26 protein-coding genes and 1 tRNA gene are annotated in these 24349 nt (G+C 63.2%); 13 read left to right on the top strand and 14 right to left on the bottom strand.

The genetic code is table 11. The annotated features are described in order from the left end of the window. Window positions 1–9: 9 nt before the first annotated feature. Window positions 10–450, top strand: coding sequence for a cupin domain-containing protein (locus EN859_RS05700; protein WP_127852515.1), 441 nt, complete (start codon window positions 10–12; stop codon window positions 448–450). Here the strand turns inward: EN859_RS05700 and EN859_RS05695 are convergent. The 3 genes from EN859_RS05695 to EN859_RS05685 are packed head-to-tail and all read right to left on the bottom strand — an operon-like array spanning window position 425 to window position 2797. After that, window positions 425–1096 carry a lysoplasmalogenase family protein gene (locus EN859_RS05695; RefSeq protein ID WP_127852516.1) on the bottom strand — a complete coding sequence of 224 codons (672 nt, stop codon included), beginning with the start codon at window positions 1094–1096 and terminating at the stop codon, window positions 425–427. The genes EN859_RS05700 and EN859_RS05695 overlap by 26 nt on opposite strands. Continuing rightward, window positions 1093–1980, bottom strand: coding sequence for an EamA family transporter (locus EN859_RS05690; RefSeq protein WP_127852517.1), 888 nt, complete (start codon window positions 1978–1980; stop codon window positions 1093–1095). Before EN859_RS05690 ends, EN859_RS05695 begins: the two co-directional genes overlap by 4 nt. 28 nt (window positions 1981–2008) lie before the next feature. After that, window positions 2009–2797 carry a DUF3108 domain-containing protein gene (locus EN859_RS05685; RefSeq protein ID WP_127852518.1) on the bottom strand — a complete coding sequence of 263 codons (789 nt, stop codon included), beginning with the start codon at window positions 2795–2797 and terminating at the stop codon, window positions 2009–2011. A gap of 258 nt (window positions 2798–3055) precedes the next feature. On the opposite strand from EN859_RS05685, the gene rpmB reads away from it, so the two are divergent. The 3 genes from rpmB (at window position 3056) to EN859_RS05670 (ending at window position 4803) form a co-directional block, all read left to right on the top strand. Next, window positions 3056–3352 (top strand): 50S ribosomal protein L28, encoded by a 297-nt coding sequence (gene rpmB / locus EN859_RS05680; protein ID WP_127852519.1) that lies wholly within the window; start codon window positions 3056–3058, stop codon window positions 3350–3352. 92 nt (window positions 3353–3444) lie between these two features. Next, window positions 3445–4125 carry a queuosine precursor transporter gene (locus EN859_RS05675; protein ID WP_127852520.1) on the top strand — a complete coding sequence of 227 codons (681 nt, stop codon included), beginning with the start codon at window positions 3445–3447 and terminating at the stop codon, window positions 4123–4125. 3 nt (window positions 4126–4128) lie between these two features. Beyond that, a complete protein-coding gene (locus EN859_RS05670; RefSeq protein WP_127852521.1) occupies window positions 4129–4803 on the top strand; it encodes a hypothetical protein in 675 nt (224 codons plus the stop codon). Window positions 4804–4856: 53 nt separating this feature from the next. Here the strand turns inward: EN859_RS05670 and EN859_RS05665 are convergent, their stop codons facing one another. The 4 genes from EN859_RS05665 to EN859_RS05650 form a co-directional block, all read right to left on the bottom strand. After that, complete coding sequence (locus tag EN859_RS05665; protein WP_127852522.1) at window positions 4857–5879, bottom strand: esterase-like activity of phytase family protein; 1023 nt, start codon at window positions 5877–5879, stop codon at window positions 4857–4859. Further along, window positions 5876–7774 carry a cobaltochelatase subunit CobT gene (cobT, locus tag EN859_RS05660; RefSeq protein ID WP_127852523.1) on the bottom strand — a complete coding sequence of 633 codons (1899 nt, stop codon included), beginning with the start codon at window positions 7772–7774 and terminating at the stop codon, window positions 5876–5878. Before cobT ends, EN859_RS05665 begins: the two co-directional genes overlap by 4 nt. Before the next feature lie 22 nt (window positions 7775–7796). After that, window positions 7797–8783: a cobaltochelatase subunit CobS gene (gene cobS / locus EN859_RS05655; RefSeq protein WP_127852524.1), complete on the bottom strand. Its 987-nt coding sequence runs from the start codon at window positions 8781–8783 to the stop codon at window positions 7797–7799. Between the two features lie 123 nt (window positions 8784–8906). Continuing rightward, window positions 8907–9527: a J domain-containing protein gene (locus EN859_RS05650; protein ID WP_127852525.1), complete on the bottom strand. Its 621-nt coding sequence runs from the start codon at window positions 9525–9527 to the stop codon at window positions 8907–8909. A 131-nt stretch (window positions 9528–9658) separates the two neighbouring features. Here EN859_RS05650 and EN859_RS05645 point away from each other — a divergent pair, with 131 nt between their 5' ends. Further along, window positions 9659–9961 carry a BolA family protein gene (locus EN859_RS05645; RefSeq protein ID WP_127852526.1) on the top strand — a complete coding sequence of 101 codons (303 nt, stop codon included), beginning with the start codon at window positions 9659–9661 and terminating at the stop codon, window positions 9959–9961. Between the two features lie 8 nt (window positions 9962–9969). On the opposite strand, the gene EN859_RS05640 is transcribed toward EN859_RS05645, so the two are convergent. The 4 genes from EN859_RS05640 to EN859_RS05625 all read right to left on the bottom strand — a co-directional run bounded on the left by EN859_RS05640 (window position 9970) and on the right by EN859_RS05625 (window position 13568). After that, the gene (locus EN859_RS05640) at window positions 9970–10842 is read right to left on the bottom strand and encodes an alpha/beta hydrolase (RefSeq protein WP_127852527.1); all 873 of its coding nucleotides are present in this window, start codon (window positions 10840–10842) and stop codon (window positions 9970–9972) included. Window positions 10843–10927: 85 nt separating this feature from the next. Continuing rightward, window positions 10928–11821, bottom strand: coding sequence for an HlyC/CorC family transporter (locus EN859_RS05635; protein WP_127852528.1), 894 nt, complete (start codon window positions 11819–11821; stop codon window positions 10928–10930). Continuing rightward, window positions 11818–12960 (bottom strand): 3-dehydroquinate synthase, encoded by a 1143-nt coding sequence (gene aroB, locus EN859_RS05630; RefSeq protein ID WP_127852529.1) that lies wholly within the window; start codon window positions 12958–12960, stop codon window positions 11818–11820. The genes EN859_RS05635 and aroB overlap by 4 nt, the downstream gene beginning before the upstream one ends. Next, entirely contained in the window at window positions 12957–13568 is a 612-nt protein-coding gene (locus EN859_RS05625) for a shikimate kinase (RefSeq protein ID WP_127852530.1), read from the bottom strand. Before EN859_RS05625 ends, aroB begins: the two co-directional genes overlap by 4 nt. Before the next feature lie 203 nt (window positions 13569–13771). On the opposite strand from EN859_RS05625, the gene EN859_RS05620 reads away from it, so the two are divergent. From EN859_RS05620 to EN859_RS05600, 5 genes are all read left to right on the top strand, one after another. Continuing rightward, window positions 13772–13924, top strand: a complete 153-nt coding sequence (locus EN859_RS05620; RefSeq protein WP_127852531.1) for a histidine kinase — start codon at window positions 13772–13774, stop codon at window positions 13922–13924. Between the two features lie 10 nt (window positions 13925–13934). Further along, window positions 13935–14852 carry a site-specific tyrosine recombinase XerD gene (locus EN859_RS05615; protein ID WP_127852532.1) on the top strand — a complete coding sequence of 306 codons (918 nt, stop codon included), beginning with the start codon at window positions 13935–13937 and terminating at the stop codon, window positions 14850–14852. 98 nt (window positions 14853–14950) lie between these two features. Next, on the top strand, window positions 14951–15901 hold the full coding sequence (locus EN859_RS05610) for an acetyl-CoA carboxylase carboxyltransferase subunit alpha (protein ID WP_127852533.1): 951 nt from the start codon (window positions 14951–14953) through the stop codon (window positions 15899–15901). Window positions 15902–16117: 216 nt separating this feature from the next. Then, a complete protein-coding gene (locus EN859_RS05605; protein WP_127852534.1) occupies window positions 16118–17416 on the top strand; it encodes a murein L,D-transpeptidase family protein in 1299 nt (432 codons plus the stop codon). 11 nt (window positions 17417–17427) lie between these two features. Beyond that, a complete protein-coding gene (locus tag EN859_RS05600) occupies window positions 17428–17670 on the top strand; it encodes a sulfurtransferase TusA family protein (protein WP_127852535.1) in 243 nt (80 codons plus the stop codon). 3 nt (window positions 17671–17673) lie between these two features. Here the strand turns inward: EN859_RS05600 and EN859_RS05595 are convergent, their stop codons facing one another. Together EN859_RS05595 and EN859_RS05590 are read right to left on the bottom strand one after the other, a co-directional pair. After that, complete coding sequence (locus tag EN859_RS05595; protein ID WP_127852536.1) at window positions 17674–18768, bottom strand: GTP-binding protein; 1095 nt, start codon at window positions 18766–18768, stop codon at window positions 17674–17676. 3 nt (window positions 18769–18771) lie between these two features. Beyond that, entirely contained in the window at window positions 18772–19944 is a 1173-nt protein-coding gene (locus EN859_RS05590) for a D-alanyl-D-alanine carboxypeptidase family protein (protein WP_127852537.1), read from the bottom strand. A 215-nt stretch (window positions 19945–20159) separates the two neighbouring features. Between EN859_RS05590 and EN859_RS05585 the strand changes: the two genes are divergently transcribed. Both EN859_RS05585 and EN859_RS05580 read left to right on the top strand, forming a co-directional pair. Then, window positions 20160–21323, top strand: coding sequence for a M20 aminoacylase family protein (locus EN859_RS05585; protein ID WP_127852538.1), 1164 nt, complete (start codon window positions 20160–20162; stop codon window positions 21321–21323). 87 nt (window positions 21324–21410) lie between these two features. Next, a tRNA-Arg gene (locus tag EN859_RS05580) sits at window positions 21411–21487 on the top strand. A 407-nt stretch (window positions 21488–21894) separates the two neighbouring features. On the opposite strand, the gene EN859_RS05575 is transcribed toward EN859_RS05580, so the two are convergent. Beyond that, complete coding sequence (locus EN859_RS05575; RefSeq protein ID WP_127852539.1) at window positions 21895–23190, bottom strand: ABC transporter substrate-binding protein; 1296 nt, start codon at window positions 23188–23190, stop codon at window positions 21895–21897. 121 nt (window positions 23191–23311) lie between these two features. Here EN859_RS05575 and EN859_RS05570 point away from each other — a divergent pair, with 121 nt between their 5' ends. Continuing rightward, window positions 23312–24334, top strand: a complete 1023-nt coding sequence (locus EN859_RS05570) for a LacI family DNA-binding transcriptional regulator (RefSeq protein WP_127852540.1) — start codon at window positions 23312–23314, stop codon at window positions 24332–24334. Window positions 24335–24349 lie beyond the last annotated feature (15 nt).

The raw sequence follows: 24349 nt of genomic DNA, 5'->3' as shown, positions 1-24349 counted from the left end.
CGCGGGAACATGACCAGTTCCGCCGAGATCATCGCCATGCTCGGCCTGAAGCCGCATCCGGAAGGCGGCTGGTATGCCGAGACCTTTCGCGATGGCGCGGAAGGCGGGCGCGGCCATTCGACCGCGATCTATTTCCTGCTGGAACACGACCAACTGTCGGCCTGGCACCGGGTCAAGGACGCGGCCGAGGTCTGGCATTTCTATGCCGGCGCCCCGCTGGTACTGTCGATGCATGAGGAAGGCAGTGCCGTGATCGAGCAGGTGCTCGGCACGGCTCTCGCCGCGGGCGAGCGGCCGCAGATCGTCGTGCCGGCCGGCTGGTGGCAGTCGGCGCGCAGCCTGGGCGAGTGGACGCTGGTCGGCTGCACCGTGGCGCCGGGCTTCGACTTTGCCGCTTTCGAGCTGGCCGAGCCTGGCTGGAGTCCTACCCCAGCAGGAAACCCAGGATGATCGCCAACTGGGCGCCGTAATACAGTGCCCAGGCCGCGTAGCGCATCCAGACACGGTGCGGCGAGATGGCCGGCACCAGGAATTTTTCCGCAGCGAGCAGCCCGTCGGACGCCATGAACGAGACCGCGCCACCGATGACCGAGACATTGCTCATGGTGAGCGCCGAAATCCCCATGGCAAGGATTGCCGCGACATAGACGCCGACCGGAAGGCGCAGGCCGGGGCCGACGCGGCGCCACAGAGCCACCAGCATGGCAAGCCCAAAGACAGCCATCGCCAGTGCAATCGCTGCGCGCCACGGTTCTGCGCCGAGCAATCCCGTCCCGCCGCCGGCGCGCAGGAACAGCGCGACATAAAGAACATGCGCGGCAAGGAAACTGGCCAGACCGCCGAGAAAGGCCTTGTCGCCGTCACGAGACAGGAAGGCGTCGCCGACGGCGCTGAGCGCCAGCGCCGCGACGAGCAGCCAGGGGCCGCCCTGCTGAAAGGCCAGCACGCTGAGCATTGCCACCGCCAGCGTCTTCACCGCCGAGCGGGTAAGTCTCGGCGGCATGCCGATGGTGAAAGCGAAGATCACCGCCGCCACCAGCGAAAACAGCAGCGTCGCATTGGCATCGGCGTCGATGCCGCCGGGAAACGGCATCATGCCTCTGCCCCGCTCGTCGCTGGCTTGCGCAAGAGCAGCGATTTCGCCGCCAGTGCCGCTCCGCCTGTGATCAGCACGCATGCGGCGAGGATTCGCAGGGATGGCTCGGCGACGCCGGCGGCGATCAGCACCAGCGTCGACAGAAGCGGCGCGGCGTAGCTCGCCGCCCCCAGCACCTGAATGTTGCCGCGCTTGACGCCGATGTCCCAGGCGTAGAAGGCTGCGCCCACCGGCATCAGCCCGAGGCCGAGCACGGCCAGCCACTGGCCGGCACCATCGGGCAGTACGGTCTTTTCCAGCACGAAATGGCAGGCGAGCGAAAGTGCCGCGGTCGCCGCACAGAACCAAGTGACTATACTGGTCGGCACCGACGGAAATCGCCGCGACAGCAGCGAATAGGAGGACCACAGCACAGCGCAGACGGCGGCCATCGCATAGCCGAAGGCGTAGCGTGCGTCGAAGGCAAGCCCGCCACCCTTGGTGACAATCAGGAAAGTGCCGGCGAGGCCGAGCAGGGCGCCGACGACATGGTTCCAGGCCAGACGTTCGCCCGGCATCAGCGCTGACCCGAGCACGATCAGCAGCGGCCACAGATAGGCGATCAGGCTCGCCTCGACCGCCGGCGCATTGCGCAGCGCGGTGAAGTAGAAAAAATGGTAGCCGAACAGGCCGGCAATGCCGATCACCCACACCTGCAACGGTATCTTGCGGCCCTTGTCGGCAGCCGGCATGAACAACCGCGCGACAAGCCCGACACAGGTGCCGATACTGAAGGTAATGGCCGAAAGCAGGAACGGCGGCACCGCGCCGGATGCATCGGTAAGCAACGCCAGCAGGGCCCACATGGCGACCGCCGAGAAGCCGATCAGTGTTGCGCGCGCCATTCTCGTCTCCGGCGGCGCGCCATGGCGCCTATTCAGTCGCTTCGAAACGCCCCGCGCTGATGGTCAGAGTGCCGATTTGCGTTCCGACCGTGGCGTGGATCGGCGCATATACTCCGCTTTGCCCGACCGGTGCAAATGTCACCATCATTCGGCTGCGTTTCTTCAGATAATTCAGCGCTTTGCGACCCTTGCGGTAGCCCGCTACCGGTTCGAAACCCATCCTGCAGGTGACTGTTTCACCCTTGTAACCGGGCACCGAGATCGACCCCTTCGAATCGTAGGTCAGCGTCAGGTTCGCGCGCATCTCGCCATCATAGAACTTCACCGTGCGCCCGCAGACCTTGTCGAGACTGTCGGCGTGGATGACGGTGGCGGCCATCGGATCGAGGACCGATACCAGATCGCTGCTGTCCAGCGGCACCCAGTTCTTCGGGTTGCGCTTCTTTGGCGGCGGAACGACCTGGGTCGCGGTGACGGCGCCGTTGTCAAAGCGGATATCGACCACCGACGCCTTCTTGCCCGACTTGTAGTCGGCACGGAACGCCTGCGGCTGCATCTGCTTGCCGGAAATCCTGCCTTTTGATGAGATCGTGCCCCGGGTGTCGTCGAACAGTGTGGCAAGGCCGGCGCTTGAGACGCTGCCGTCGATCGAATAGGTGTCGCCTTCGTAGTGGCTTGAAAATGTCGCCTTCGCCACCGAAAGACCGAGGAACGACACCGTATATTCGCCCTTGAAGGACTGCGGCGTGGCGGCCGAAATTGCCGTCGGCAGCGCGACGGCGAGCAAGGCAACAAGTGCATGTGACGAACGAAGCATGGCGGGGATCGTCCTTGATCTTTTCAACCGGAGATAGGCATCCCTAGTCTGGCATACCCCTGCGCGATGGCTTATAGGCTGAATTCCGGCGTTTATGTGAACTGCGCCATCGCGCGGTTGAGAAGCATGAGCTTGACGCATCGGCGAAATGCAACTAAGGAACGCCAACTTTTCCATAAGGCCGCCTGACCGAAACCGCGCGCCACCCGGCGCGGGAACAAAGGTTTGGCCCCAGACCGAGAACTGAAGGTTAGAACCATGTCCCGCACCTGCGAACTCACTGCCAAGGCAGTCATGTCCGGCAACAATGTGAGCCACGCCAACAACAAGACCAAGCGCCGCTTCCTGCCGAATCTCGTCAATGTGACGCTGATCTCGGAAGCGCTGAACCAGAATGTGCGCCTGCGCATTTCGGCCAATGCGCTGCGTTCGGTTGAGCACCGCGGCGGCCTTGATGCGTTCCTGACCAAGGCCGACGCCAAGGAGCTGTCGCAGCGCGCCCGTCTGCTGAAGAAGCAGATCGCCAAGAAGCTCGCCGAACAGCCGGCTGCTTGAGAATTTCTTCCGGCGGGACAACCGCCCCCTCCAAGGAGCGTCATTCGGATTCGGCATGACGCTCCGCTGGTTCCATTACCCAGGATAAAAAAATGAATTTCTTCTCGCGATATCTGCCCTTTGTGGCCGCCATGGCGCTTGTCGTCGTGGCGTCGAACATCCTCGTGCAGTTCCCGATGCAAGGTGCAGTCGGCGGACTGTCGCTGGCCGACATTCTGACCTGGGGCGCCTTCACCTATCCCTTCTCCTTCCTGGTGACCGACCTCGCCAATCGCCGTTACGGCCCGGCCGTGGCGCGCAAGGTGGTCTTTGTAGGCTTCATGACGGCGGTGGTCTGCTCGATCATCGTGCCGCCCTTCCTGTTCCGCCACGGCCTGATCGAGTTCGAGACGGCAGCCGACCGGTTGGTGCGCATTGCAGCGGCTTCCGGCGCTGCGTTCCTGACCGCGCAATTGCTCGATGTGACGGTGTTCAACCGGCTGCGCCGGCAGAGCTGGTGGCGCGCGCCGATCGTCGGCACGCTGGTCGGTTCGGTGTTCGACACCGTCGTGTTCTTCACCGTTGCCTTTTCGGCTGCCTTCGCCTTCGCCGGACCAAGCGATGCCTTCGCGCTGGAGACGGCGCCGCTGATGGGTGTGCTGCCGGCCGAAACCATGCGCTGGGTGTCGTGGGCGCTTGGCGACCTCAGCGTGAAACTGATCATCGCCGTGGTGGCGTTGATCCCCTACCGGCTGCTTGCCGCACGCTGGAGCCAGCCGGCACTGGCAGCGTAAAGCATGATCCCCTGGATCCAGCTCGGTACAGCCAAAACGCCGGATGGCGAACAAGAGCTTCGCCTCAAGCGGCGCGGCGCCGAATTCTCGATCATGCTCGGCTCGAACGAGTTGATGAACAGCCGTCTCAGCGGCTCCGAGGAAGCGCTGGCCAGACTGTCCTGCGAAAGGATTGCCGGCCGCCGGCAACCAAAAATCCTGATCGGCGGCCTCGGCATGGGCTTTACGCTGCGCGCCGCCCTCACCGAGCTTGGCGACGGTGCACAAATCACCGTAGCCGAACTGGTACCCGCGGTCGTTGCCTGGGCGCGCGGCCCGATGGCCGAGGTGTTCAGCGGCTGCCTCGACGATCTCCGTGTCACCATCCTGGAGACCGATGTGGGCCAAATCATAAAATCAGGAACGCCGGCTTGGGACGCCATCCTGCTCGACGTCGACAACGGTCCGGAAGGGATCGTCTACAAGGCCAACGATGCTCTCTATGACGCGGCCGGCCTCAACGCCGCACGCGCCGCGCTTAACCCCGGAGGCGTGCTGGCGGTCTGGTCGCAAGGGCCCGACAGCAGCTTCACACGGCGGCTCAAGCAGGCTGGCTTCACTGTCGAGGAGGCCAAGGCGCGTGCCCACGGCAAGCGCGGGGCACGCCACGTCATCTGGATCGCGACCAACGGGCGGTAGCCTCCTGCAGCGGCGCGAAATCCTAGCTGACGATCGTTGCCGGCCGAGTTTCCTCAATCCTCGTGCAGGATGAACTCCAGATAGAGGTTGCGCTGCAAGATCGAATGGTTGTCGTCGGAAACTAGCGACACCATCAGCGCGCCGTCATCGCGGGTCCAGACGTCAAGCCCTTCCATATTGTCGATCTGGTAGCCCATGTCGGCTTGCATCAGCACTGGCCCGTCGGCGACGGCACCCTTCTCGACGCTTTCGCCATAGATGCGCCTCAGCCGCATCTTGACGCCGCCGGCCATCGAAAAGCTGCGCTCCAGGAGCAGCAAGTCGCCGTCCGGCAGGAAGGCGCCGTCGGTGATGTCGAAATCGCCGTTGCGCTTGACGGTGAAGATACCCTTGTGCGGCCCTTCAATGATCGCGGCATAGATGTTGCGGGCCTTGTCGAGGCTCTTTTCCGACACCACGACCAGCCCGCCCTTGTGCTGGCCATTTGGATTGGCATGGGTGACGGCTTCGAAGCCGCGATTCCGGCGAAGCTCCCAGGCTGGGATCAGGAAGTCCAGTTGCTTGAACGGCGCCTTCATATCGTCCGCATCGATCTTGAACTGGGCGATGCGATGGTTGCGCTCGAAGCCGACCGTGGCGATGCCGTCCTTGACGGCGAGGCCTTCGGCATCGACCTCCCATTTCTCGTCGATCGGCTGGCCCGCATCATCGACCATCTGCTGCATGCGGAAATTCTGGATGCCAACAGGGCGCTTGTCGGCATCGTGGACCACGCTGCCGAAGAACCAGAAGCCGGTGTCGGCGACGCCGACGAAATCGCTGCCGGGCTTGCGGAAGCGGAACGCCGACAGCGCGCCGAAGTCGCGCGACGGCGAGGTCATTTCCAGTCCGCCGACGAATTCGAGCGGCCCGAACTGTTTCTCCGCACGGCCAATCTGGAATTGGCTGATGGGGCGAGCGGAAATCTCGATCGGCTCGACCGAAACCGGACCGGCGGCGAAGGCTGGCGAAAAGGCGATGCCGAACAACGCGATGGCCAAAAGCGTCTGTTGAAAGCCGCCGCGCGAAAAAATCATCCGGCGCGCCGCATGCTGCCGCGTCGCGTGTCGCGGGCGCTTTCCTCGCCGAACAGCGAAGCCAACTGCTCGGTCATGGCGCCGGCCAGTTCCTCGGCATCGACGATGGTGACAGCGCGGCGATAGTAGCGGGTGACGTCGTGGCCGATGCCGATCGCCAGCAGCTCGACCGGCGACCGCGTCTCGATCAGCTCGATCACGGCACGCAGATGCCGCTCGAGGTAATTGCCGGGATTGACCGACAGCGTCGAATCGTCGACCGGCGCGCCGTCGGAGATCATCATCAGGATCTTGCGCTGCTCCGGCCGCGCGATCAGGCGGTTGTGCGCCCACAAAAGCGCCTCGCCGTCGATGTTTTCCTTGAGCAGGCCCTCGCGCATCATCAGGCCGAGATTGCGGCGCGCCCGCCGCCACGGATGGTCGGCGGATTTGTAGATGATGTGGCGCAGATCGTTGAGCCGCCCGGGATTCGGCGGCTTGCCGTCCTTCAGCCATTTCTCGCGCGCCTGCCCGCCCTTCCAGGCACGGGTGGTGAAGCCGAGGATCTCGACCGAGACGCCGCAGCGTTCCAGCGTGCGCGCCAGGATGTCGGCGCAGGTGGCGGCAACCGTGATCGGACGGCCGCGCATCGAGCCCGAATTGTCGAGCACCAGCGACACCACAGTGTCGCGGAATTTGGTGTCGCGCTCCTGCTTGAAGGACAGCGGCTGCATCGGGTCGATGACGACGCGCACCAGTCGCGCCGGATCGAGATAGCCTTCTTCGAGGTCGAAATCCCAGGAGCGGTTCTGCTGCGCCATCAGGCGGCGCTGCAACCGGTTGGCAAGCCGCCCGACAACGCCCGAAAGGTTGGCAAGCTGCTTGTCGAGGAAGGCGCGCAGCCTGTCCAACTCTTCTTCCTCGCAAAGTTCCTCCGCACCCACCGTCTCGTCGAAGGCCGTGGTGAAGACCTTGTAGTCGATCTCCTTCTGCAGGTTGGTGAAGGGATTGTCGTTGCGGCGCGCCTCGCCGGGCGTCTCGGCATCGGCGTCGTCCTCGTCGGAGAGGTCGTCGGCGGTGGCGTCGGACGCCTCCGTCTCGGCCGACTGCTCGTCGTCGGCCGATGCCTCGGCATCGTCGGACTGCGATTGCTCGGAGCCGGAATCGTCCTCGCCGCCCTCCTCGCTCTGCTCCTCGCCTTGCGGCTGGTTGTCGTCGTTGTCCTCGGTGTCTTCCGTCTCCTGGTCGTCGCCAAGTTCCTCGGCCATTTCCATGGCGGCCAGCATGTCGCGCACGACGCGGGCGAAGGCCTGCTGGTCGTCAAGCTTTGCCGACAGCCCATCAAGATCGGCGCTGGCCTTTTCTTCCACCCAGGGGCGCCAGAGATCGACCAGCCGCTCGCCGCTCTTCGGTACCGGCCGGCCGGTCAGCTTTTCGCGCACCATCAAGGCCAGCGCTTCCTCGATCGGCGCGTCGGCCTTGTCCTTGACGTCGATGAGGTTGGCCCTGGCGTATTTGTCCTCGAGCATCGAGCCGATATTGTCGGCCACGCCCTGCATGGCGCGGCTGCCGATCGCCTCGACGCGGGCCTGCTCGACCGCATCGTAGACGGCGCGGGCCTGCTTGCCTTCCGGGGCCAACCTGGTGTGGATGCGCGCATCGTGGCAGGCGCGCTTCAGCGCCATGGAATCGCCGAGGCCGCGGGTGATGGCGATGTCGTCCTTCGACGCCTTCTTCGGCAGTTCCGGCAACCGGGCACGGCTGCCGGCAAGCGCCGGCCGGTCTTTGGCGAAACCGACTTCGAGGTCCTTGTCGCCGGCGATGGCGCGCATACAGACAGTGACGGCGCGCTTGAAGCTGTCGGCTTCAGAACCCGTCTTCGACTTGTTGCGTATGTTGTCGCCCGGACCCGCCATCGATTACTTTGAGATCATTCTCTTAGCCCAGCACCACATTGGCGGCCGATTCGGGCAGATCTTCGCCGAAGGCACGCTGGTAGAACTCGGCCACGACCGAGCGCTCCAACTCGTCGCATTTGTTGAGGAAGGTCAGCCGGAACGCCATGCCGATATTGCCGAAGATCTCGGCATTCTCGGCCCAGGTGATGACCGTGCGCGGGCTCATGACCGTCGACAGGTCGCCGTTGATGAAGGCCGAACGCGTCATGTCGGCGACACGAACCATCTTATTGACGATGTCCTTGCCCTTGCCGTCGCGATAGTGCTTTGCCTTGGCCAGCACGATGTTGACCTCATTGTCGTGCGGCAGGTAGTTCAGCGTGGTGACGATCGACCAGCGGTCCATCTGCGCCTGGTTGATCTGCTGGGTGCCGTGATAAAGGCCGGTGGTATCGCCGAGGCCGACCGTGTTGGCGGTGGAAAACAGCCGGAAGGCCGGATGCGGGCGGATGACCCGGCTCTGGTCGAGCAGCGTCAGCCGACCCGACGATTCCAGCACGCGCTGGATGACGAACATCACGTCCGGGCGGCCGGCATCATATTCGTCGAAGCACAACGCGACATTGTGCTGGTAAGCCCAGGGCAGGATGCCGTCGCGGAATTCGGTGATCTGCAGACCGTCCTTGACGACGATCGCATCCTTGCCGACGAGGTCGATGCGGCTGACGTGGCTGTCGAGATTGACGCGCACGCAGGGCCAGTTGAGGCGCGCGGCGACCTGTTCGATATGTGTCGACTTGCCCGTGCCGTGATAGCCGGAGACCATGACGCGGCGGTTGTAGGCGAAGCCGGCTAGGATCGCCATTGTCGTGTTCTTGTCGAACAGATAGTCAGGATCGATGTCGGGCACATGCTCGCTCGTCACCGAATAGGCCGGCACCACCATCTTGGACTCAAAGCCGAATTTGTCCTTCACCGACACCGTGGTGTCGGGCAGGTTGGCGATGTCGCGATCGACCTTGTTCATCTCAATCAACGTCTCCACGGGCGAAACGCCTGATTTCGCCGGCAATCAATTTTGTTCGGGGGCGGTCTTAAAGCCTTTTCCAACCTTATGAAAGTTGGAAAACGACACGAACCGTAAGGTCGCTCAGCACAATCCTGCCTGCTTGAGCACGCGATAGGCCTGGAGCACATCGCGGAACCGGTCTTCCGAACCTCTGTCGCCGCCATTTGCATCCGGGTGGTGGCGTTTCACAAGTTCCTTATAGCGCGCCTTGATATCCTTGCCAGTCGCCTTTGTATCAAGGCCAAGCGTTTCCAGTGCCTTGGCCTCAAGCGGCTTGGCCTTACGCTCACGTGGGTCCTTCGGAGTGGTGAACAGGTTGAAGGGATCGCGCATGCGGTTGTAATAGCCGGCGCGGCCGGAGCGCTGCTGGGCGAAGTCGGGCGAGGAACGCGTCGAGGCGCCATTGATGCCCATTTTCCATGTCGGCCGGTGGCCGGTCATCGCTTCCTTCTGGAAGCGGGCGATCTCGCTGTCCGGCACGCCGGAAAAATAGTTGAAGCCCTTGTTGTACTCGCGCACATGATCGAAGCAGAACTGAAAATACTCGCCCTCCTTCATGCGCCCGACCGGCGCGCGATGGGTTCCAGCCTCCTTGCAACCGTCCCACTGGCAGATTGGCGAGCGCGATTTCAGCTCCGCGTCCTTCTCCTGCCGGATGCGAATCTTTTCGAAATATTTGGGGTACGGTTTCATCTCACCCATTTATGGGCTGTTCGCTAGTGCGAAACAAGAATTGACATTTTCGCGATGATCGCCCTAACCGCTGAATCGCGGCTTAAATCGACGTATGGCGAATTTTGTGGCGGCTACACAGATGGTGAAGGGAACCAGCAATGTCCATACAGGCAACGATGGAAGGCAAGTTGAAGCAGGCGTTTTCGCCGGAACGCCTGGTCATCATCAACGAAAGCCATCTCCATGCCGGCCATCACCATCAGGACTCCGACCATCACGGCACCTTTGACGGCGCCGGCGAGACGCATTTCCGCGTCCGCATCGTCTCGCCTGCCTTTGCCGGCATGAGCCGCATCGCGCGGCATCGCGCCGTCAACGAATTGCTTGCCGACGAACTGAGGGCCGGCGTGCACGCGCTGGCGATCGAACCGGCAGCGCCGGGCGAGGAGACCAGGTGGTAGGCATCAGCCTAATGCGCTTCGATTCTGAGATTCGCACTGCTCTTGATATCGAACTGATGCGAATTTCGGAATCGGGACACTAACGTCGTCTTCAGGAACGTCATCACCGCAGCCGTCAATGCGTCACCCTCATTGCCAAAATTGCGATTGATCGACATGTGCGAATAGGCGCTGCCGTCGAACAGCGTGACCTTGGTGTCGGTGGCGCGCAGACGCGCGGCGAAGGACCGTGAGGCTGCCGCGCGACCCGAAGCGCCCGAATAGGCGACGAAGGTGGGCGGATGCTTGTCTCCCCCGACGTAGGTGACCGGCGATAGCGCGCGCCACTGCGCCGGATCGGGAAATGCCCGGGCATAGGCCCGCGTCATGCCGCCGCTCTCGGCAAGCGTCTCCAGGTCATAGGCCCTGGTATCGACGAGAACCAACGCCGCGACGCCGGGCAGACCGCCGCGCAGGCCGGTGAGCGCGGCGAGATGGCAGCCGGCCGAATGGCCCATGACCGCGATGCGGTCCGGATCGCCGCCGTGTTGGGCAATGTTGGCACGCACGTAGCCATAGGCCAGTTCGACGTCGTCGGCCTGGGTCGCGACATCGGCCTGCGGCAGCATGCGATAGTCGATCGAGACGAAGCAGAAACCATTGTCGAGCAGGAAGGCCGGCTTGGCGTTGACGTTGACGCGGTTGCCGATCCGCCAGGCGCCGCCATGGATGAAGAAGACGACGGGCAGGCGGCTCGCGCCGTCGCGCGAATAGATGTCGAGCTTAGCCGGCCCGTAATCGAAGGTTTGCGGAGACGGCGAGCCAAGGCGCCATGTCGCCGAAGTGCCGGCCGGCAACAGCATCGCCATTGACGCCAAAAGCAAGGTTCGCCGATCGATCACCGTCATCTCCTGACTGCCCAGGCAAGAGTGCACACTGACATGACAGAGGTCCAGTCAACGATCGGTAACAAGCTGGAGACAGTATCTAGATGTCGCCGGCCGGCTTGATCCTGAGCCGCGCGATCCGGTTCTTGTCGCGCTTCATGACGACAAAGCGCTTGCCGTGAAACGTAAAGGCCTGCTTCTCGTCAGGGATCGACTGCGCCTCGTGGATGACGAGGCCGGCGATGGTGGTGGCTTCCTCGTCCGGCAGGTTCCAGTCGAGCGCCCGGTTCAGGTCGCGGATCGGCACCGTGCCGTCGACGACGACGGAGCCGTCGGCCTCCTGCTTGACGCCCTGCACGTCGACGTCGTGCTCGTCGGCGATCTCGCCGACGATCTCCTCCATGATGTCCTCAAGCGTCACCAGCCCTTCGACCTCACCATATTCGTCGACGACGATGGCAAAGTGCGCCTTGCGACGCAGGAAGGCGTTGAGCTGTTCCTGTAACGTCGTGGTGTCCGGCACGAACCACGGCTTCGACGCGATCTTCATGACGTCGATCCGGGAAAAGTCGTTGCCGACATCGTTCAGTGCGCGCAACAGGTTCTTGGCGTGCAGCACGCCGACGATGTTGTCGAGCGAGCCCTTCCACAGGGGCAAGCGGGTATGCGGGCTCTGCAGGATCTCGCGCACCATCGCTTCCGGCGGATCGTCGGCATTGACCGAGCGCATGTTGGTGCGGTGGACCATGACGTCGGACACTTCGAGCTCATCGAGATCGAACAGGCCGCCGACGCGGTCGCGGTCTTCGCGCACCGCCTGGCCGTCGCGGCGAAAATCATCGACCGCGCCGCGCAATTCGTCATCGGCCGAATGCTGCGGATCTATGCGCTGCAATTCATAGCCGAACACGGCGAGCAGGCGGGTGCGGAAGACAAAAGCCAGCAGGCCGAGGCCGGCAAGCACGGCAGCGACGATCCAGCCGGCTTCGCTCATCCCGGGTGGCTTTCCCCAGAGCCCGGATGGCTATCCTTCAAGAACGAAAGCACTTCCGACGCAGGCACATCCCTGGCGATGAAGGACTGGCCGATGCCCCGCGTCAGGATGAAGGTCAGCGCGCCGCGCGACACCTTCTTGTCCTGGGTGATGAAGGCAAGCAGCGCTTCGGCATCGGGCAGCTCGCCCGGAATGTCGGCCATGCGCCAGGGCAGGCCGACGGCGCGAAGATGCGCTTCGACGCGCGCCGCATCGTCGGGGCTCGCCAGATTGAGCCTGGACGAAAAGCGATGCGCCAGCGCCATGCCGACGGCAACGCCTTCGCCATGCACGAGCCGGGCGCCGTCATAGCGGGTTGCCGCTTCCAGCGCGTGGCCGAAAGTGTGGCCGAGATTGAGCAGCGCGCGGTCGCCGGTCTCGAACTCGTCGCGGGCGACGACATCGGCCTTGGCGCGGCAGGCTTGGGCGATGGCCTCGGCCCGCGCCGGTCCGCCGGCAAACACTTGCTCCCAATTTTGTTCAAGCCAGGCGAAGAAGTCCGGACGGTCGATGAGCCCGTATTTGGCCAGCTCGGCGTAGCCGGCACGAAACTCCCGGATCGGCAGCGTGTCGAGCACCCCGGTGTCGGCCAGTACCAGCTTCGGCTGATGAAAGACGCCGACCAGGTTCTTGCCGCGCGGACTGTTGATGCCGGTCTTGCCGCCGACCGAGGAATCGACCTGCGCCAGCAGCGAGGTCGGAACCTGCACGAAATTCATGCCGCGGCGCACGATGCCGGCGGCAAAGCCGGCAAGGTCGCCGATGACGCCGCCGCCGAGCGCAATGACGACATCGCCACGCTCCAGCCTTGCGGCGAGCACGCCGTCCACCACTTCTTCCAGATGCGCAAAGCTCTTGGTCTTTTCCCCTGCCGGCAGCGTAATGACGGCAGGCTCGATGCCGCCTTTTTCGAGGCCGGTTTTCAGCGTTTCGAGATGCGCCGCGGCCACGTTCTTATCGGTGACCACCGCCGCTCGCGTGCCGGGCAAGCGGCGCGAAATCTCGATGCCGGCGCGCGAAAGCAAGCCGGGGCCGATCAGGATGTCGTAGGCGCGGTCGCCGAGACCGACCTCGACAGTGACTGGCTCGCCGGCGCTCACGACCGCACCTCGCCCAGAGTGGTGGGCTGTTGAATGCCGAAATGCGCACAAATCGCATCCACAACCTCGGCCGCGATGACCTCCTTGCGGTCGTCGCGGGTCGGCACGGTGACATCGGCCGCGGCGTAGACCGGATAGCGGTCGGTCATCAGCTGCTTGAGCACGGCGCGAGGATCGGCGCTTTTCAGCAGCGGCCGGTTCTGCTTCTTGGAAACGCGGTCCATCAAGAGGTCGAGTTCGGCGTTCAGCCACACCGACACGCCATGGCTGGCGATCGCCTCCCGCGTCTGCGCATTCATGAAGGCGCCGCCGCCGGTCGACAGCACCTGCGGGCCGTTTTCCAGCACCCGCAGGATGACGCGCTGCTCCAGCGCCCGGAACTCCGTCTCGCCATAGCGCTCGAACAGCTCCGGGACGGTCATGCGCGAGACGCTTTCGATCTCCTGGTCGCTGTCGATGAAGGGCAGCGCCAGCATCGCCGCCACCTTGCGGCCAATCGCCGTCTTGCCGGCGCCCATCAGGCCGACAAAAACGATGGAGCGGTCGCCCAGCCGGCCGAGCAGCGCCGCATGGCTCTCGCCGGGAGGATTTGCTGGTAGCGCGTTCATACGAGCCCTCTTTGCCGGCGTATCGACATCAAAAGCCTGTTTGCGTCAAGCGTGGCCCGGCAAGCAGCTCCCGGAAAAGTGTCGCGCGGTTTCCGACCAGGGACCTGAGTCAAAACAAAGGCTTCGTCCTTGAATTGGCCGGCTTGGCGTCCCATAAGGGCACAGGGTTTGGAAACGCATCCCAAGAAGACGGGCGAAAATTGATGCCGACGCTGTTCCGCTTTGTCGTGACACTCACGATTCTTGCCGGCATTGCCTATGGTACGATGTTCGCCTTGGCGATGTTCGTCGAGCCGAGAAAGGCCGAAATGAGCGTGCGCATCCCTGCGGAAAAGCTTAACCCCAAGAAATACTGATCCAAAAGAAATGAACAGCGCGGCTCGCATCGAAGCCTTTCTGGAAATGATGAGCGCCGAGCGCGGCGCGGCTGAAAACACACTTTCCTCCTATCGGCGCGACCTCGAAGATGCTTCGGCCGAAATCAGCGGCGGGCTTGCCGGCGCCAATGCCGCCGATATCCGCGCCTATCTCGACGATATCGCCGAACGCGGCTTTGCCGCCACCTCCCAGGCGCGCAAACTGTCGGCGATCCGCCAGTTCTTCAAGTTCCTCTACGCCGAAGGCCTGCGCGTCGACGACCCGACCGGCACGCTGGACAGCCCGAAAAAGGGCCGGCCGCTGCCGAAGACGATGAGCGAGACCGATACCGGCCGGCTGCTCGACCGCGCGGCGCAAGAGGCAATGGATGCCTCGATGAGCGACGGCGACAGGCTGGCGGCGCTGCGCCTGCACGCGCTGGTCGAAGTGCTCTACGCCACCGGCTTGCGCGTTTCCGAGCTGGTCGGCCTGCCGGTTACGGTGGCCCAGCGCGACGACCGCTTCTTCATGGTGCGCGGCAAGGGTGACAAGGAACGCATGGTGCCGCTGTCGGCCAAGGCGCGCACTGCGATGCGGGCGTGGCTTACCGCACGGGCAAAGGTGCCGGCTTTTGCCGATAGCCCGTTCCTGTTTCCGGCGGCGTCCGACAGCGGCTATCTCTCCAGGCAGGTCTTTGCCCGCGACCTGAAAGGCCTTGCCGCCAAGGCCGGCATCGCCTCGGCAAAGATATCGCCGCATGTGCTGCGCCACGCTTTCGCCAGCCATCTCCTGCAGAACGGCGCCGATCTCAGGGCTGTACAGCAGCTACTCGGCCATGCCGACATCTCGACCACGCAGATCTACACCCATGTGCTGGAGGAGCGGCTGGTGCGGCTGGTCAACGATCATCATCCGCTTGCCGACTAGGCCTCATATCGTTATGTGAGGCGACGTTCCACCGCTCGGAACCTGTGTTTCCTGGGTTCCGCCAGTCATTGCCTTCCGACTTATCGGTCCTCTCAAGAATGTACAATTACCTCGATTTCGAAAAGCCGGTGCAGGACCTTGAAGGCAAGATCCTCGAGCTGAAGAAGCTTGCCGAGAACGGCGAGGCCGTCGATGTCGGCGACGAGATCGGCCGGCTCGAGAAGCGCGTACGCGACGCGCTGCGCGACATCTACAAGTCCCTGACGCCATGGCAGAAGGTGCAGGTGGCGCGTCATCCGGACAGGCCACATTGCATCGACTACATCAAGGGCTTGCTCAGCGATTTCACCCCGCTCGCCGGCGACCGCAATTTCGGCGAAGACCAGGCCATCGTCGGCGGTTTCGCCCGCTTTCGCGGCGAACCGGTGGCGGTCATCGGCCAGGAAAAGGGTTCGGACACAGCGAGCCGGCTGAAGCACAATTTCGGCTCGGTGCGGCCGGAGGGCTATCGCAAGGCGGTGCGGCTGATGGAGCTCGCCGACCGCTTCAATATCCCGCTGCTGACGCTGGTCGACACGGCCGGTGCCTATCCGGGTGTCGGCGCCGAGGAGCGCGGCCAGGCCGAAGCCATTGCCCGCTCGACCTCGGCCTGCCTTGGCCTGAAGGTACCGTCGATCTCAGTTGTCATCGGTGAAGGCGGCTCGGGCGGCGCCATTGCCATCGCCACCGCCAACCGCGTCTACATGCTCGAACATGCTATCTATTCGGTGATCTCGCCGGAGGGCGCCGCCTCGATCCTGTGGCGCGACACCACCCGCTCAAAGGATGCGGCCACCAACATGAAGATCACCGCGCAGGATCTTCTGGAGATGAAGGTCATCGATGCCATCATTCCCGAACCGCTAGGCGGCGCCCATCGTGCCCCGGAAACGGTGATTGCCGCCACCGGCGACCTCATCGCCAAGACGATGAAGGAATTTTCCGGCGCCAACACGGATTTCCGCGAGCAGCGCCGTGAAAAATACCTGGCGATGGGCCGTAGCCTCTGATTTCAGGCGGTTCCACATTGCAATGTGGCAAGTGTGAGCAATTTCGCCACAAAAATGCCGCCGCATTCGGCTCAATGAAATTGCCGTGAGAACGTGTGCCCGACGCTTGCGGTAAGGATTTTTCAAGGTTAACGGGCTTACGGTCCGTCGGTGTTCAGCGAACGGGCTTGGCGGTGCCGAAATCCGCGGCCCGAGAGAAAAGACGTAGCCGTATCCATGTTTGCCAAGCTATCCCGCACCGGACTTCTGATCGCTGCCATAGGCATCGCCGGCTGCAACGATTCCTCGATGAAGGATTTTGCCCCGGAAGCCAACAAGCCGCTGCCGGACAAGATCCTGGCCGACATGAAGGCCAAGGGCATGGCGCGCACCTCGTCGGTGATGGCCCGCATCTTCAAGGAAGAGGGCAAGCTCGAAATCTGGAAGGCCAAGACCAACGGCCGCTACGACATGGTCGCCAGCTATGACATCTGCAAATGGTCGGGCAAGCTGGGGCCCAAGTTCACCGAGGGTGACCGCCAGGCGCCGGAAGGTTTTTATACGGTCCGCCCGTCGCAGATGAATCCGCGGTCGAACTATCACCTGTCTTTCAACATCGGCTATCCGAACGCCTATGACCGCGCCAATGGCCGCACCGGGTCCAATCTGATGGTCCACGGCGCCTGCTCGTCGTCGGGCTGCTATTCGATGACCGACGCGCAGATCGAGCAGATCTATGCCTTCGGCCGTGACGCCTTCCAGGGCGGGCAGACCGAGTTCCAGATCCAGGCCTTCCCGTTCCGCATGACCGCCGCCAACATGGCGCGCTATCGTAACGATCCGAACTACGAATTCTGGAAGATGCTGAAGGTCGGCTACGACAATTTCGAGATCACCAAGGTGCCGCCGAAGGTCGATGTCTGCGAGAAGCGCTATGTCTTCAACCAGGTTGCCGCCGACGGGGCAACATTCGATCCGACAGGCCCATGCCCACCCACCATGCAACCGGATTCGCTGAAGAGCGCCTATAGCGCCTACCAGAGCACCTACGAAGCTGCCTTCAATGGCGCGGTCAAGGCCAGCGTGCCGGCGCCCAAGCCGACCATCGCTGGCGTCAAGGAAGCCAGCATCGTTTCCGACTGGTCGAAGCGCCGCGCCCGCGGCGAACGCGTGCCGATCGAACCTCCGTCGCTCAACTCGGACGGCTCGGTGACGGAGACCGCGCGCATGGGCCGTATCGATTCGCCGGCAGGCCGCAAGATGGCCGCACTCGATGCGGAGAAAGCCGCCAAGAAGAAAGCCGAGGAGCAAAGGCTTGCCGCCATAGAGGCAGCAAAGGCCGCGAAAGCGGCGGCCAGGGCCCAGGCGCTGGCGGAAAAGGAAGCAGCCAAGATCGCAGCCGAAGCACCTGTCGCCACCGCAACCGTCGCGCCGCCTTCCGAGGCCGCAGCGGCGCCCGAGACGCAGGCAGCGAATACCGACGAAGGCACGGTGACAAAGCTGAAGAAGAAGCTGCTCGGCATGTTCGGCGGCTGAGGTTTTCCACCTTGGCCAAACGCGCCGCCGTCTACGACCTCAAGGGGCTGAACTGTCCCCTTCCAGTCCTCAAGGCCAAGAAGCGGCTGGCCGCAATGCGGCCGGGCAGCCGGCTGTGGCTCGAAACAACCGACCCGCTGGCGGTCATCGACATTCCCGCTTTCTGCTCCGACGCCGGCCACCAACTGATTGAAACGGCGGCGATATCCGGCGGCCATCGCTTTCTGGTCGAGCGCGGCGCGCCACGACAATGAGCATCACCGCCCGGCGATGGCTAGCGGGTTGCTTTCCAGCGCGGCGCGGTCCGGTGTGTCGATCGATGGCCGGTTGGTGAAGGCGGTAAACAGCCGGCGGACATAGTCTTCCGGCATGTCGAGCGTGATCAGCACCAGCCTGGTGCCGCGCTGGCTGTCCGGCCAGGACGGCAGTCGCACCGGCGGATGCAGTATCTTCTGCACGCCGTGGACGACCAGCGGCCGCGACGGGTCTTCGCTGAGCTCGATGACGCCTTTCATGCGCAGCAGGCGTTCGCCATGTGCGGAACGCAGCAGGTCGAGGAACACCTCGATCGCCGAAAACGGCACCGGGCCGTCATGGACGAGCGAATAGGAGCGTACGCGGGAATCGTGCCTATGATCATGGTCACCATGGAGGTGATGGTGATCGTCATGACCATGGGAGGCTTCTTCGCCGAGCCAGCGCCGAACGTCGGCGGTCTTGGTGTCCGGATTGTAGAGGCCGCAATCGAACAGTGCCGCCGCCATACTTGCGTCGTCGGCACCGAGCACCACGGCGCCCGGATTGATCTGCCGCAGCCGGGCCCGCAAAGCCTCGACATCGCCGGGATCGGTGGCCAGATCGGCTTTGCTGAGCACGATGCGGTCGGCGACGGCCACCTGCTTCACCGCCTCGACATGAGCATCCAGCGTCGCATTGCCGTTGACGGCGTCGACCAGCGTGATGACGCCGTCGAGCCGGAAGGCCTGGACCAGCGCCGGATGCGCCATGATTGATTGCAGCACAGGCGCCGGATCGGCCAACCCCGTCGTTTCGACAACGACGCGGGCAAGCCGTGCGATGCGGCCGGTCTGCAGCCGGTCGACGAGATCTGCCAGGGTGTCGACCAGGTCGCCGCGCACCGTGCAGCAGAGGCAGCCGTCCGAAAGCTGGATAATGCCGTCGGAGGCCTGCTCGACCAGCAGATGGTCGATCGCCACCTCGCCGAGTTCGTTGATGATGACCGCGGTGTCGGCAAGCGACGGGTCCTTGAGCAGCCGGTTGAGCAGCGTCGTCTTGCCGGCGCCGAGGAACCCGGTGAGTATCGAGACGGGAATGGGAAGGCTGCTGCCCATCGGCTAATTCGCGCTCTTGGCCAGTTGCTCGCCATGGGCGGCGGCGGTGGAGCCCGTCACGGCCGGCTCAGCGCCGACCGGCGCCGGCCGGTCCGGCCGCCAGCTCGGCAACGGCACATCGGCATATTCCTGGCCGGACTGGTCGAGCATGGCTTTCGGTGTCGGCCCGGTGGCGCCGCCGAGGCCGACGGCAACCAGCGTCGGCACATGATCGAGCTTTGCCTGATAGGGCGATTTGGGCACCTTCTTGTCGCCGGCGGGCAATGCGGCCTCCGACTGCTCTGCCGGCGGCTTCTTCTTGCAAATCTCGTCATTCAGGTCGTTGACCGATGTGGTGTCGCCATAGGAAGGCAGCGCCGCCACCGTCAACCAGCCAGGTGTCGGCGTGGCAAAGCCCTGGTCGAGCAGCCTGGCGACGGTCTCGGCGCGGGTGACGGCCGATTTCTCGCCAAGCACCACCGCCACCAGAGTGCGCCCGTTGCGCGTAGCAGAGCCGATCATGTTGAAGCCCGAGGGACAGACGAAGCCGGTCTTCATGCCGTCGGCGCCGGGATAGCGGCCGATCAAAAGATTGTAGTTTGGGATCGCCTTCTTGCCGACGGCGAGACCCTCGATCGAGAACCATGGAGCATATTGCGGGAACTCACTGCGGATCGCTATCACCAGCACGGCAAGATCGCGCGCGGTTGTATACTGGTCCGGCGAAAAGAGCCCGTTCGGATTGACGAAATGCGTCCCGGTCATGCCGAGCCGGTGTGCCTCGGTGTTCATGCGCTCGGCGAAGGCGGCCTGCGAGCCGCCGATATTCTCGCCGATCGCCATGGCGACGTCGTTGGCCGATTTGACCAGCATCATCTTCAGCGCGTTGTCGAGCCGCATGACCGAGCCCGGCTTGAAGCCCATCTTGCTTGGCGGCGCGCCGGCGGAATGCTTCGTCACCTTGATCGGCGAATCGAGCTGGACCTCGCCGGCGGCGATGGCGCGAAATGTCACATAGGCGGTCATCAGCTTGGTCAGCGAGGCCGGATACCAGCGCTTGAAGGCATCCCGATGCTCAAGAATCTTGCCGCTCTTCAGGTCGAACAGGATCGACGGATTGGCCAGCGCGGATCCGGTCAGCACCGGCAGCGCTACGGCGCCGGCCAGCAATAGTCTGAGGAAATGCCTGTGCCGCATGATGGAATCCGAAATCGCCTCTTGCCGTAGTCGCCCCTGGCTCCGTAAGATTTCATTACACGATCGCCAGCATAATGGGTCCGACCCTCAGTCCCGGACCGCATTGTTGCGGTGCTACTTACCCTATGTGACGCCAACATGGCAAAGTGCCTGGCAATCACAATTGCAAAGCAGCAGGAAAAAACCGGCTGCTCCAACAGCGAGATGGAACCATTATGCCGATCCTGAACCGCGCCGCCGAAATGCAAGACGAGGTCGCCGGCTGGCGCCGCCATTTGCACCAGACACCAGAACTGAATTTTGACGTTTTCCAGACGGCCGCCTTCGTCACCGAGAAGCTGAAGGCCTTCGGTTGCGACGAGGTGGTGACGGGGCTCGGCAAGACCGGCGTCGTCGGCATCATCCACGGCCGCAAGGGCGAAGGCGCGACCATCGGCTTGCGCGCCGACATGGACGCGCTGCCGATCCACGAGATCACCGGCAAGCCCTACGCCTCGACCATCCCCGGCAAAATGCACGCCTGCGGCCACGATGGTCACACGGCGATGCTCCTGGGAGCCGCCAGATATCTGACGGAGACCCGCAATTTTGCCGGCTCCGTGGCGGTCATCTTCCAGCCGGCCGAGGAAGGCGGCGGCGGCGGCAACGAAATGGTCAAGGACGGCATGATGGAGCGCTTCGGCATCTCCAGGGTATTCGGCATGCATAACATGCCGGGCCTGCCGGTTGGCCAGTTCGCCATCAGGCCAGGCCCGATCATGGCGGCGACCGCTGAATTCACCATCACCGTCAAGGGCCGGGGTGGCCATGCGGCGATGCCGCATGGCACGATCGACCCGATCGTCATCACCAGCCAGCTTGTCGGCGCGTTGCAGACCATTGCCTCGCGCAGCACCGATCCGATCGAGGCCGTCGTGGTGTCGGTGACGAAGTTCCACGCCGGCGACGCCTATAACGTCATTCCCGAGACCGCCGAGATCGCCGGTACCGTGCGCACCCTGAAAAAGGAGGTCGCCAAAAAGGCGGAGGAGCGTCTCCGCACCATTTGCGAGGGACTGGCCGCGGCCTTCGGCGCGACGATCGAGGTCGATTACAATGCCAATTATCCCGTCACCTTCAATCATCCCGAAGAGACGGTCTTTGCCAGCGATGTCGCGGCCGATGTCGCCGGCGACGCCCAGGTGCACCGCGCCATCCAGCCGGTGATGGGCGGCGAGGATTTTTCCTACATGCTGGAGGCGCGTCCGGGCGCCTTCATCTTCATCGGCAACGGCGATACCGCGGGTCTCCATCACCCGGCCTACGACTTCAACGACGAGGTCATCCCGCACGGCATGAGCTATTGGGTGAAGCTGACGGAAACCGCGCTGGCGGCCTGACAATTTCGGCCGTCTGGTTGCCCGGCTGATTGCATTGAGACCGCCTCTTGGCGAAACGGCCCGAAGCGGTTATGTGTCGGGCCGCGTGGTCCCGTAGCTCAGTAGGATAGAGCGGCAGATTCCTAATCTGTAGGTCACAGGTTCGATTCCTGTCGGGATCACCATAATTTTCAGGCACTTGGAGAATGGGCCCCGTACTTTACTTTTTTGCCAATTAGTACGGCGTTTTTACACGGATGTTGGCGGTCTATCCGCAGCCCAGATATGGATTCGGGCGAGGCGCATTGTCTGGTTGCGGGACACGCACCACCGATACCGACATTCGCTAATCGTGGAGATTTGAGAAAAAAGAGGCTATTTTGTCGCTGGCCATTCAGTGAAGATGGTGGGCCCGGAGGACGTATTCAAACCCTTTGATTTCATGAGCTTTTTGGTGCGCCCAGACTATCAGTTTTCTCGCATTGTTCTATATGGTCCCCGCACCCCGTGGCAAGCCACAGCGGGACCACGGAAGCTTTCATCGCCCGCAGCTACACGTCGCGTCAACGCATCACAACCAGAGGCTGCAAACCTAGCCCTGGCGCAGCGTAGCCTTTCCTTGCGTCACCAGCTTTTCGGCCGCCTCTGCAACCTTGATGCGCCCGAAAGCGAGTTCGTCCGCGACAGTGCGCAGCACGTTGCGGTCAAACTCCTGCGAGCCCTTCGGCGCCGGCGCCGGATAGTCGCCGACCTGATCCTTGAGAAGATTGACGTATTTCACCGTCTTCTGGTCCGTCGGGTTCAAGTTCGGCAGGATCGCCTCGCGCACTTTCGTCGACATCGGCACGCCGCGTTCCACGCCGAGAATCCTGCCGGCTTCGATGTCGTTGACGAAGAAGCTGATGAACTTGGCCGCCTGCTCGCCGTACAGGGTCGTCGAACCAACGCTCCAGATCAGCGCCGGCCGGTAATAGTGCCCTGATGGCCCGCCCTTCTTCTGGCGCGGCAGCATGGTGATGCCGAGCGGATTCTTGGAGACGAGCTGATAGCCGATCAACTGGTTGGAATAGGTCATGCCCATCGCCGACTTGCCGAGGGCCAAACAGTTGCTCTCGATCGTGTTCTGGTCGAGCGTTTGCACGTCGGCTGGTACGGTGCCGCCGCGCTCGCGCAGGTCCTCCCAATAGGCGAACCACTCCTTGGCGTCCCCGGTATCGAAACCGATGCTGCCGTCCGCCGAAAACAGCGTCTTGCCGCGCTGGCGCAGCCAGGCGTCGAAGACATAGTTGTAGCGGGCGCCGTACGGTCCGCCCCAGTAATTGTTCTTGCCGGCGGCCTTGGTCATTTCGACGGCGATATCGGCGTATTCCTTCCAAGTGGTCTCGTGTGTCGGCGGCGCGATGCTGGCTTTCTTGAACGCCGCCTCGTCGTAGAACATGGAAAAGGAGTTGAGACCGAGGCCGACACCCCAGAGCTTGCCGTCGATCGTCGTGAGGTCCAGCAATTGCTTGTCGAAGTTGTCGACCTTCAGCGCGTCGGGAACGAACTCGTCGAGAGCCAGACATGCGCCGCGCTTGGAATAGTCCGAAATCGTGCTCGGTTCGAGCTGGAAGACGTCCGAGACGTCACGGCCGGCCATCGCAGTCGCGAGCTTCGTCCAATACCCGTCGCCGCTGATCGTCTCGCCGATAACGGTGATATCGGGGTTCTTCTCATGGAACAGCTTGGCGACGGCGACCGTGCGCTTGGCGCGGTCGTTCGAACCCCACCACATGGCCCTCATGCTGACATCGTCCACGGCCCAGGCACCCTGCCCGGTTGCGCCGAGCGCGAACCCGGTCGTTACGCCTGCCGTGCCCAACAGAAATGAGCGGCGACTTATTCGCATTTTGAACTCCTCCCTTGTCATGCCTGCGAAATCCTCGACGGAGTTTAATGCAAAAGAGTTGCACTGTGCAATAACTTTTCTTTATCTTGCAAATTTGCGTGATTTGCGCAATGTTTGCTGCATGATGGAAAATCAAACAAGGCGTCTCCGTCAGGCGGACATCGCAAGCAAGGCGGGCGTTTCAGTCTCCACAGTCTCCCGCGTGCTCGGCAACGAGCCCGGCATCAGCGAGGCCGTGCGCCGTCAGATCCTGCAAGTTGCAACAGACCTCGGATATCCGACAAAGGCCGCTTTCACGACGATTGCCGGGTGCCTGGCGCTGATTGCCAGCGACGGCGTTACAGGCGGGCTCAGCGTTTTTTATGAAGGCATTGTCGACGGGCTGCGCGGCGGTGCTGCCGGTCGCGGCATGCCGTTCGGGATCCGGCTCGTGCGCGAGGACAGGATGACTCCCGAGGTCGTCGCCAGGCATCTCGAGAGCGCCGGCGCCGAGGGTTTGTTTCTTGTCGGCATCGATCCGGCCGACAGCGTTCGGACGTGGCTCGCCGAAACCGGGAGGCCGATGGTTCTCGTCAACGGAACGGACCCGCTTCTGAAGTTCGATGGGGTCTCGCCTGCGAACTTCTTCGGTGCCTATCAGGCAACGAAGCGCCTGCTTGCCGCGGGACACCGCCGCATCCTTCATCTCACCGGCTCCCACCGGCATACGATCCGCGAACGCGAGCGCGGTTTCGAGGCGGCGATCGCCTCCGTCGAGGGGGCAGAAGGCCGGCTGCTTCGTCTCACATTCCAGCGCAGCGCCATCGCCGAGGCGCATGAGGTGACGGCGGCGGCGCTCTCCGAGGCTCCCGGCTTCACGGCAGCGTTCTGCATGAACGATTTCATCGCCGTCGGTGTACTCGAAGCCGTGACTGAGGCCGGCCGGCGCGTGCCCGATGATTTCGCCATTGTCGGCTTCGACGATCTCCCTTGTGCCGTCATGACTAATCCCCGGCTTTCCACCATGCGTGTCGACCGCGCCGCCCTCGGGCGCGAGGCCGTCAATCTGATGATCGCGCGCCTTGGCGACCGACACGCTCCTGCCCGCCAAGTCTGCCATGCCGTCGTTCCTGTTGCCGGCGGCTCCCTACCGAACGACCAATAAACGCTTGAGGCACGT

Source organism: Mesorhizobium sp. M00.F.Ca.ET.216.01.1.1 (assembly GCF_004010325.2).
Taxonomy (GTDB): domain Bacteria; phylum Pseudomonadota; class Alphaproteobacteria; order Rhizobiales; family Rhizobiaceae; genus Mesorhizobium.
This window is presented reverse-complemented; position numbering and strand designations above follow the sequence as displayed.

Excerpts from the sequence above, each read along its gene's own strand:
- EN859_RS05695 (WP_127852516.1), bottom strand. The coding sequence starts at position 1,096 with ATGATGCCGTTTCCCGGCGGCATCGACGCCGATGCCAATGCGACGCTG.
- EN859_RS05700 (WP_127852515.1), top strand. The coding sequence starts at position 10 with ATGACCAGTTCCGCCGAGATCATCGCCATGCTCGGCCTGAAGCCGCAT.
- EN859_RS05670 (WP_127852521.1), top strand. The coding sequence starts at position 4,129 with ATGATCCCCTGGATCCAGCTCGGTACAGCCAAAACGCCGGATGGCGAA.
- EN859_RS05685 (WP_127852518.1), bottom strand. The coding sequence starts at position 2,797 with ATGCTTCGTTCGTCACATGCACTTGTTGCCTTGCTCGCCGTCGCGCTG.
- EN859_RS05590 (WP_127852537.1), bottom strand. The coding sequence starts at position 19,944 with ATGCGGCACAGGCATTTCCTCAGACTATTGCTGGCCGGCGCCGTAGCG.
- EN859_RS05625 (WP_127852530.1), bottom strand. The coding sequence starts at position 13,568 with ATGAACGCGCTACCAGCAAATCCTCCCGGCGAGAGCCATGCGGCGCTG.
- EN859_RS05665 (WP_127852522.1), bottom strand. The coding sequence starts at position 5,879 with ATGATTTTTTCGCGCGGCGGCTTTCAACAGACGCTTTTGGCCATCGCG.
- EN859_RS05570 (WP_127852540.1), top strand. The coding sequence starts at position 23,312 with ATGATGGAAAATCAAACAAGGCGTCTCCGTCAGGCGGACATCGCAAGC.
- EN859_RS05605 (WP_127852534.1), top strand. The coding sequence starts at position 16,118 with ATGTTTGCCAAGCTATCCCGCACCGGACTTCTGATCGCTGCCATAGGC.
- EN859_RS05595 (WP_127852536.1), bottom strand. The coding sequence starts at position 18,768 with ATGGGCAGCAGCCTTCCCATTCCCGTCTCGATACTCACCGGGTTCCTC.
- rpmB (WP_127852519.1), top strand. The coding sequence starts at position 3,056 with ATGTCCCGCACCTGCGAACTCACTGCCAAGGCAGTCATGTCCGGCAAC.
- EN859_RS05585 (WP_127852538.1), top strand. The coding sequence starts at position 20,160 with ATGCCGATCCTGAACCGCGCCGCCGAAATGCAAGACGAGGTCGCCGGC.
- EN859_RS05615 (WP_127852532.1), top strand. The coding sequence starts at position 13,935 with ATGAACAGCGCGGCTCGCATCGAAGCCTTTCTGGAAATGATGAGCGCC.
- EN859_RS05690 (WP_127852517.1), bottom strand. The coding sequence starts at position 1,980 with ATGGCGCGCGCAACACTGATCGGCTTCTCGGCGGTCGCCATGTGGGCC.
- EN859_RS05610 (WP_127852533.1), top strand. The coding sequence starts at position 14,951 with ATGTACAATTACCTCGATTTCGAAAAGCCGGTGCAGGACCTTGAAGGC.
- cobS (WP_127852524.1), bottom strand. The coding sequence starts at position 8,783 with ATGAACAAGGTCGATCGCGACATCGCCAACCTGCCCGACACCACGGTG.
- EN859_RS05620 (WP_127852531.1), top strand. The coding sequence starts at position 13,772 with ATGCCGACGCTGTTCCGCTTTGTCGTGACACTCACGATTCTTGCCGGC.
- cobT (WP_127852523.1), bottom strand. The coding sequence starts at position 7,774 with ATGGCGGGTCCGGGCGACAACATACGCAACAAGTCGAAGACGGGTTCT.
- EN859_RS05575 (WP_127852539.1), bottom strand. The coding sequence starts at position 23,190 with ATGCGAATAAGTCGCCGCTCATTTCTGTTGGGCACGGCAGGCGTAACG.
- EN859_RS05645 (WP_127852526.1), top strand. The coding sequence starts at position 9,659 with ATGTCCATACAGGCAACGATGGAAGGCAAGTTGAAGCAGGCGTTTTCG.
- EN859_RS05675 (WP_127852520.1), top strand. The coding sequence starts at position 3,445 with ATGAATTTCTTCTCGCGATATCTGCCCTTTGTGGCCGCCATGGCGCTT.
- EN859_RS05635 (WP_127852528.1), bottom strand. The coding sequence starts at position 11,821 with ATGAGCGAAGCCGGCTGGATCGTCGCTGCCGTGCTTGCCGGCCTCGGC.
- EN859_RS05650 (WP_127852525.1), bottom strand. The coding sequence starts at position 9,527 with ATGGGTGAGATGAAACCGTACCCCAAATATTTCGAAAAGATTCGCATC.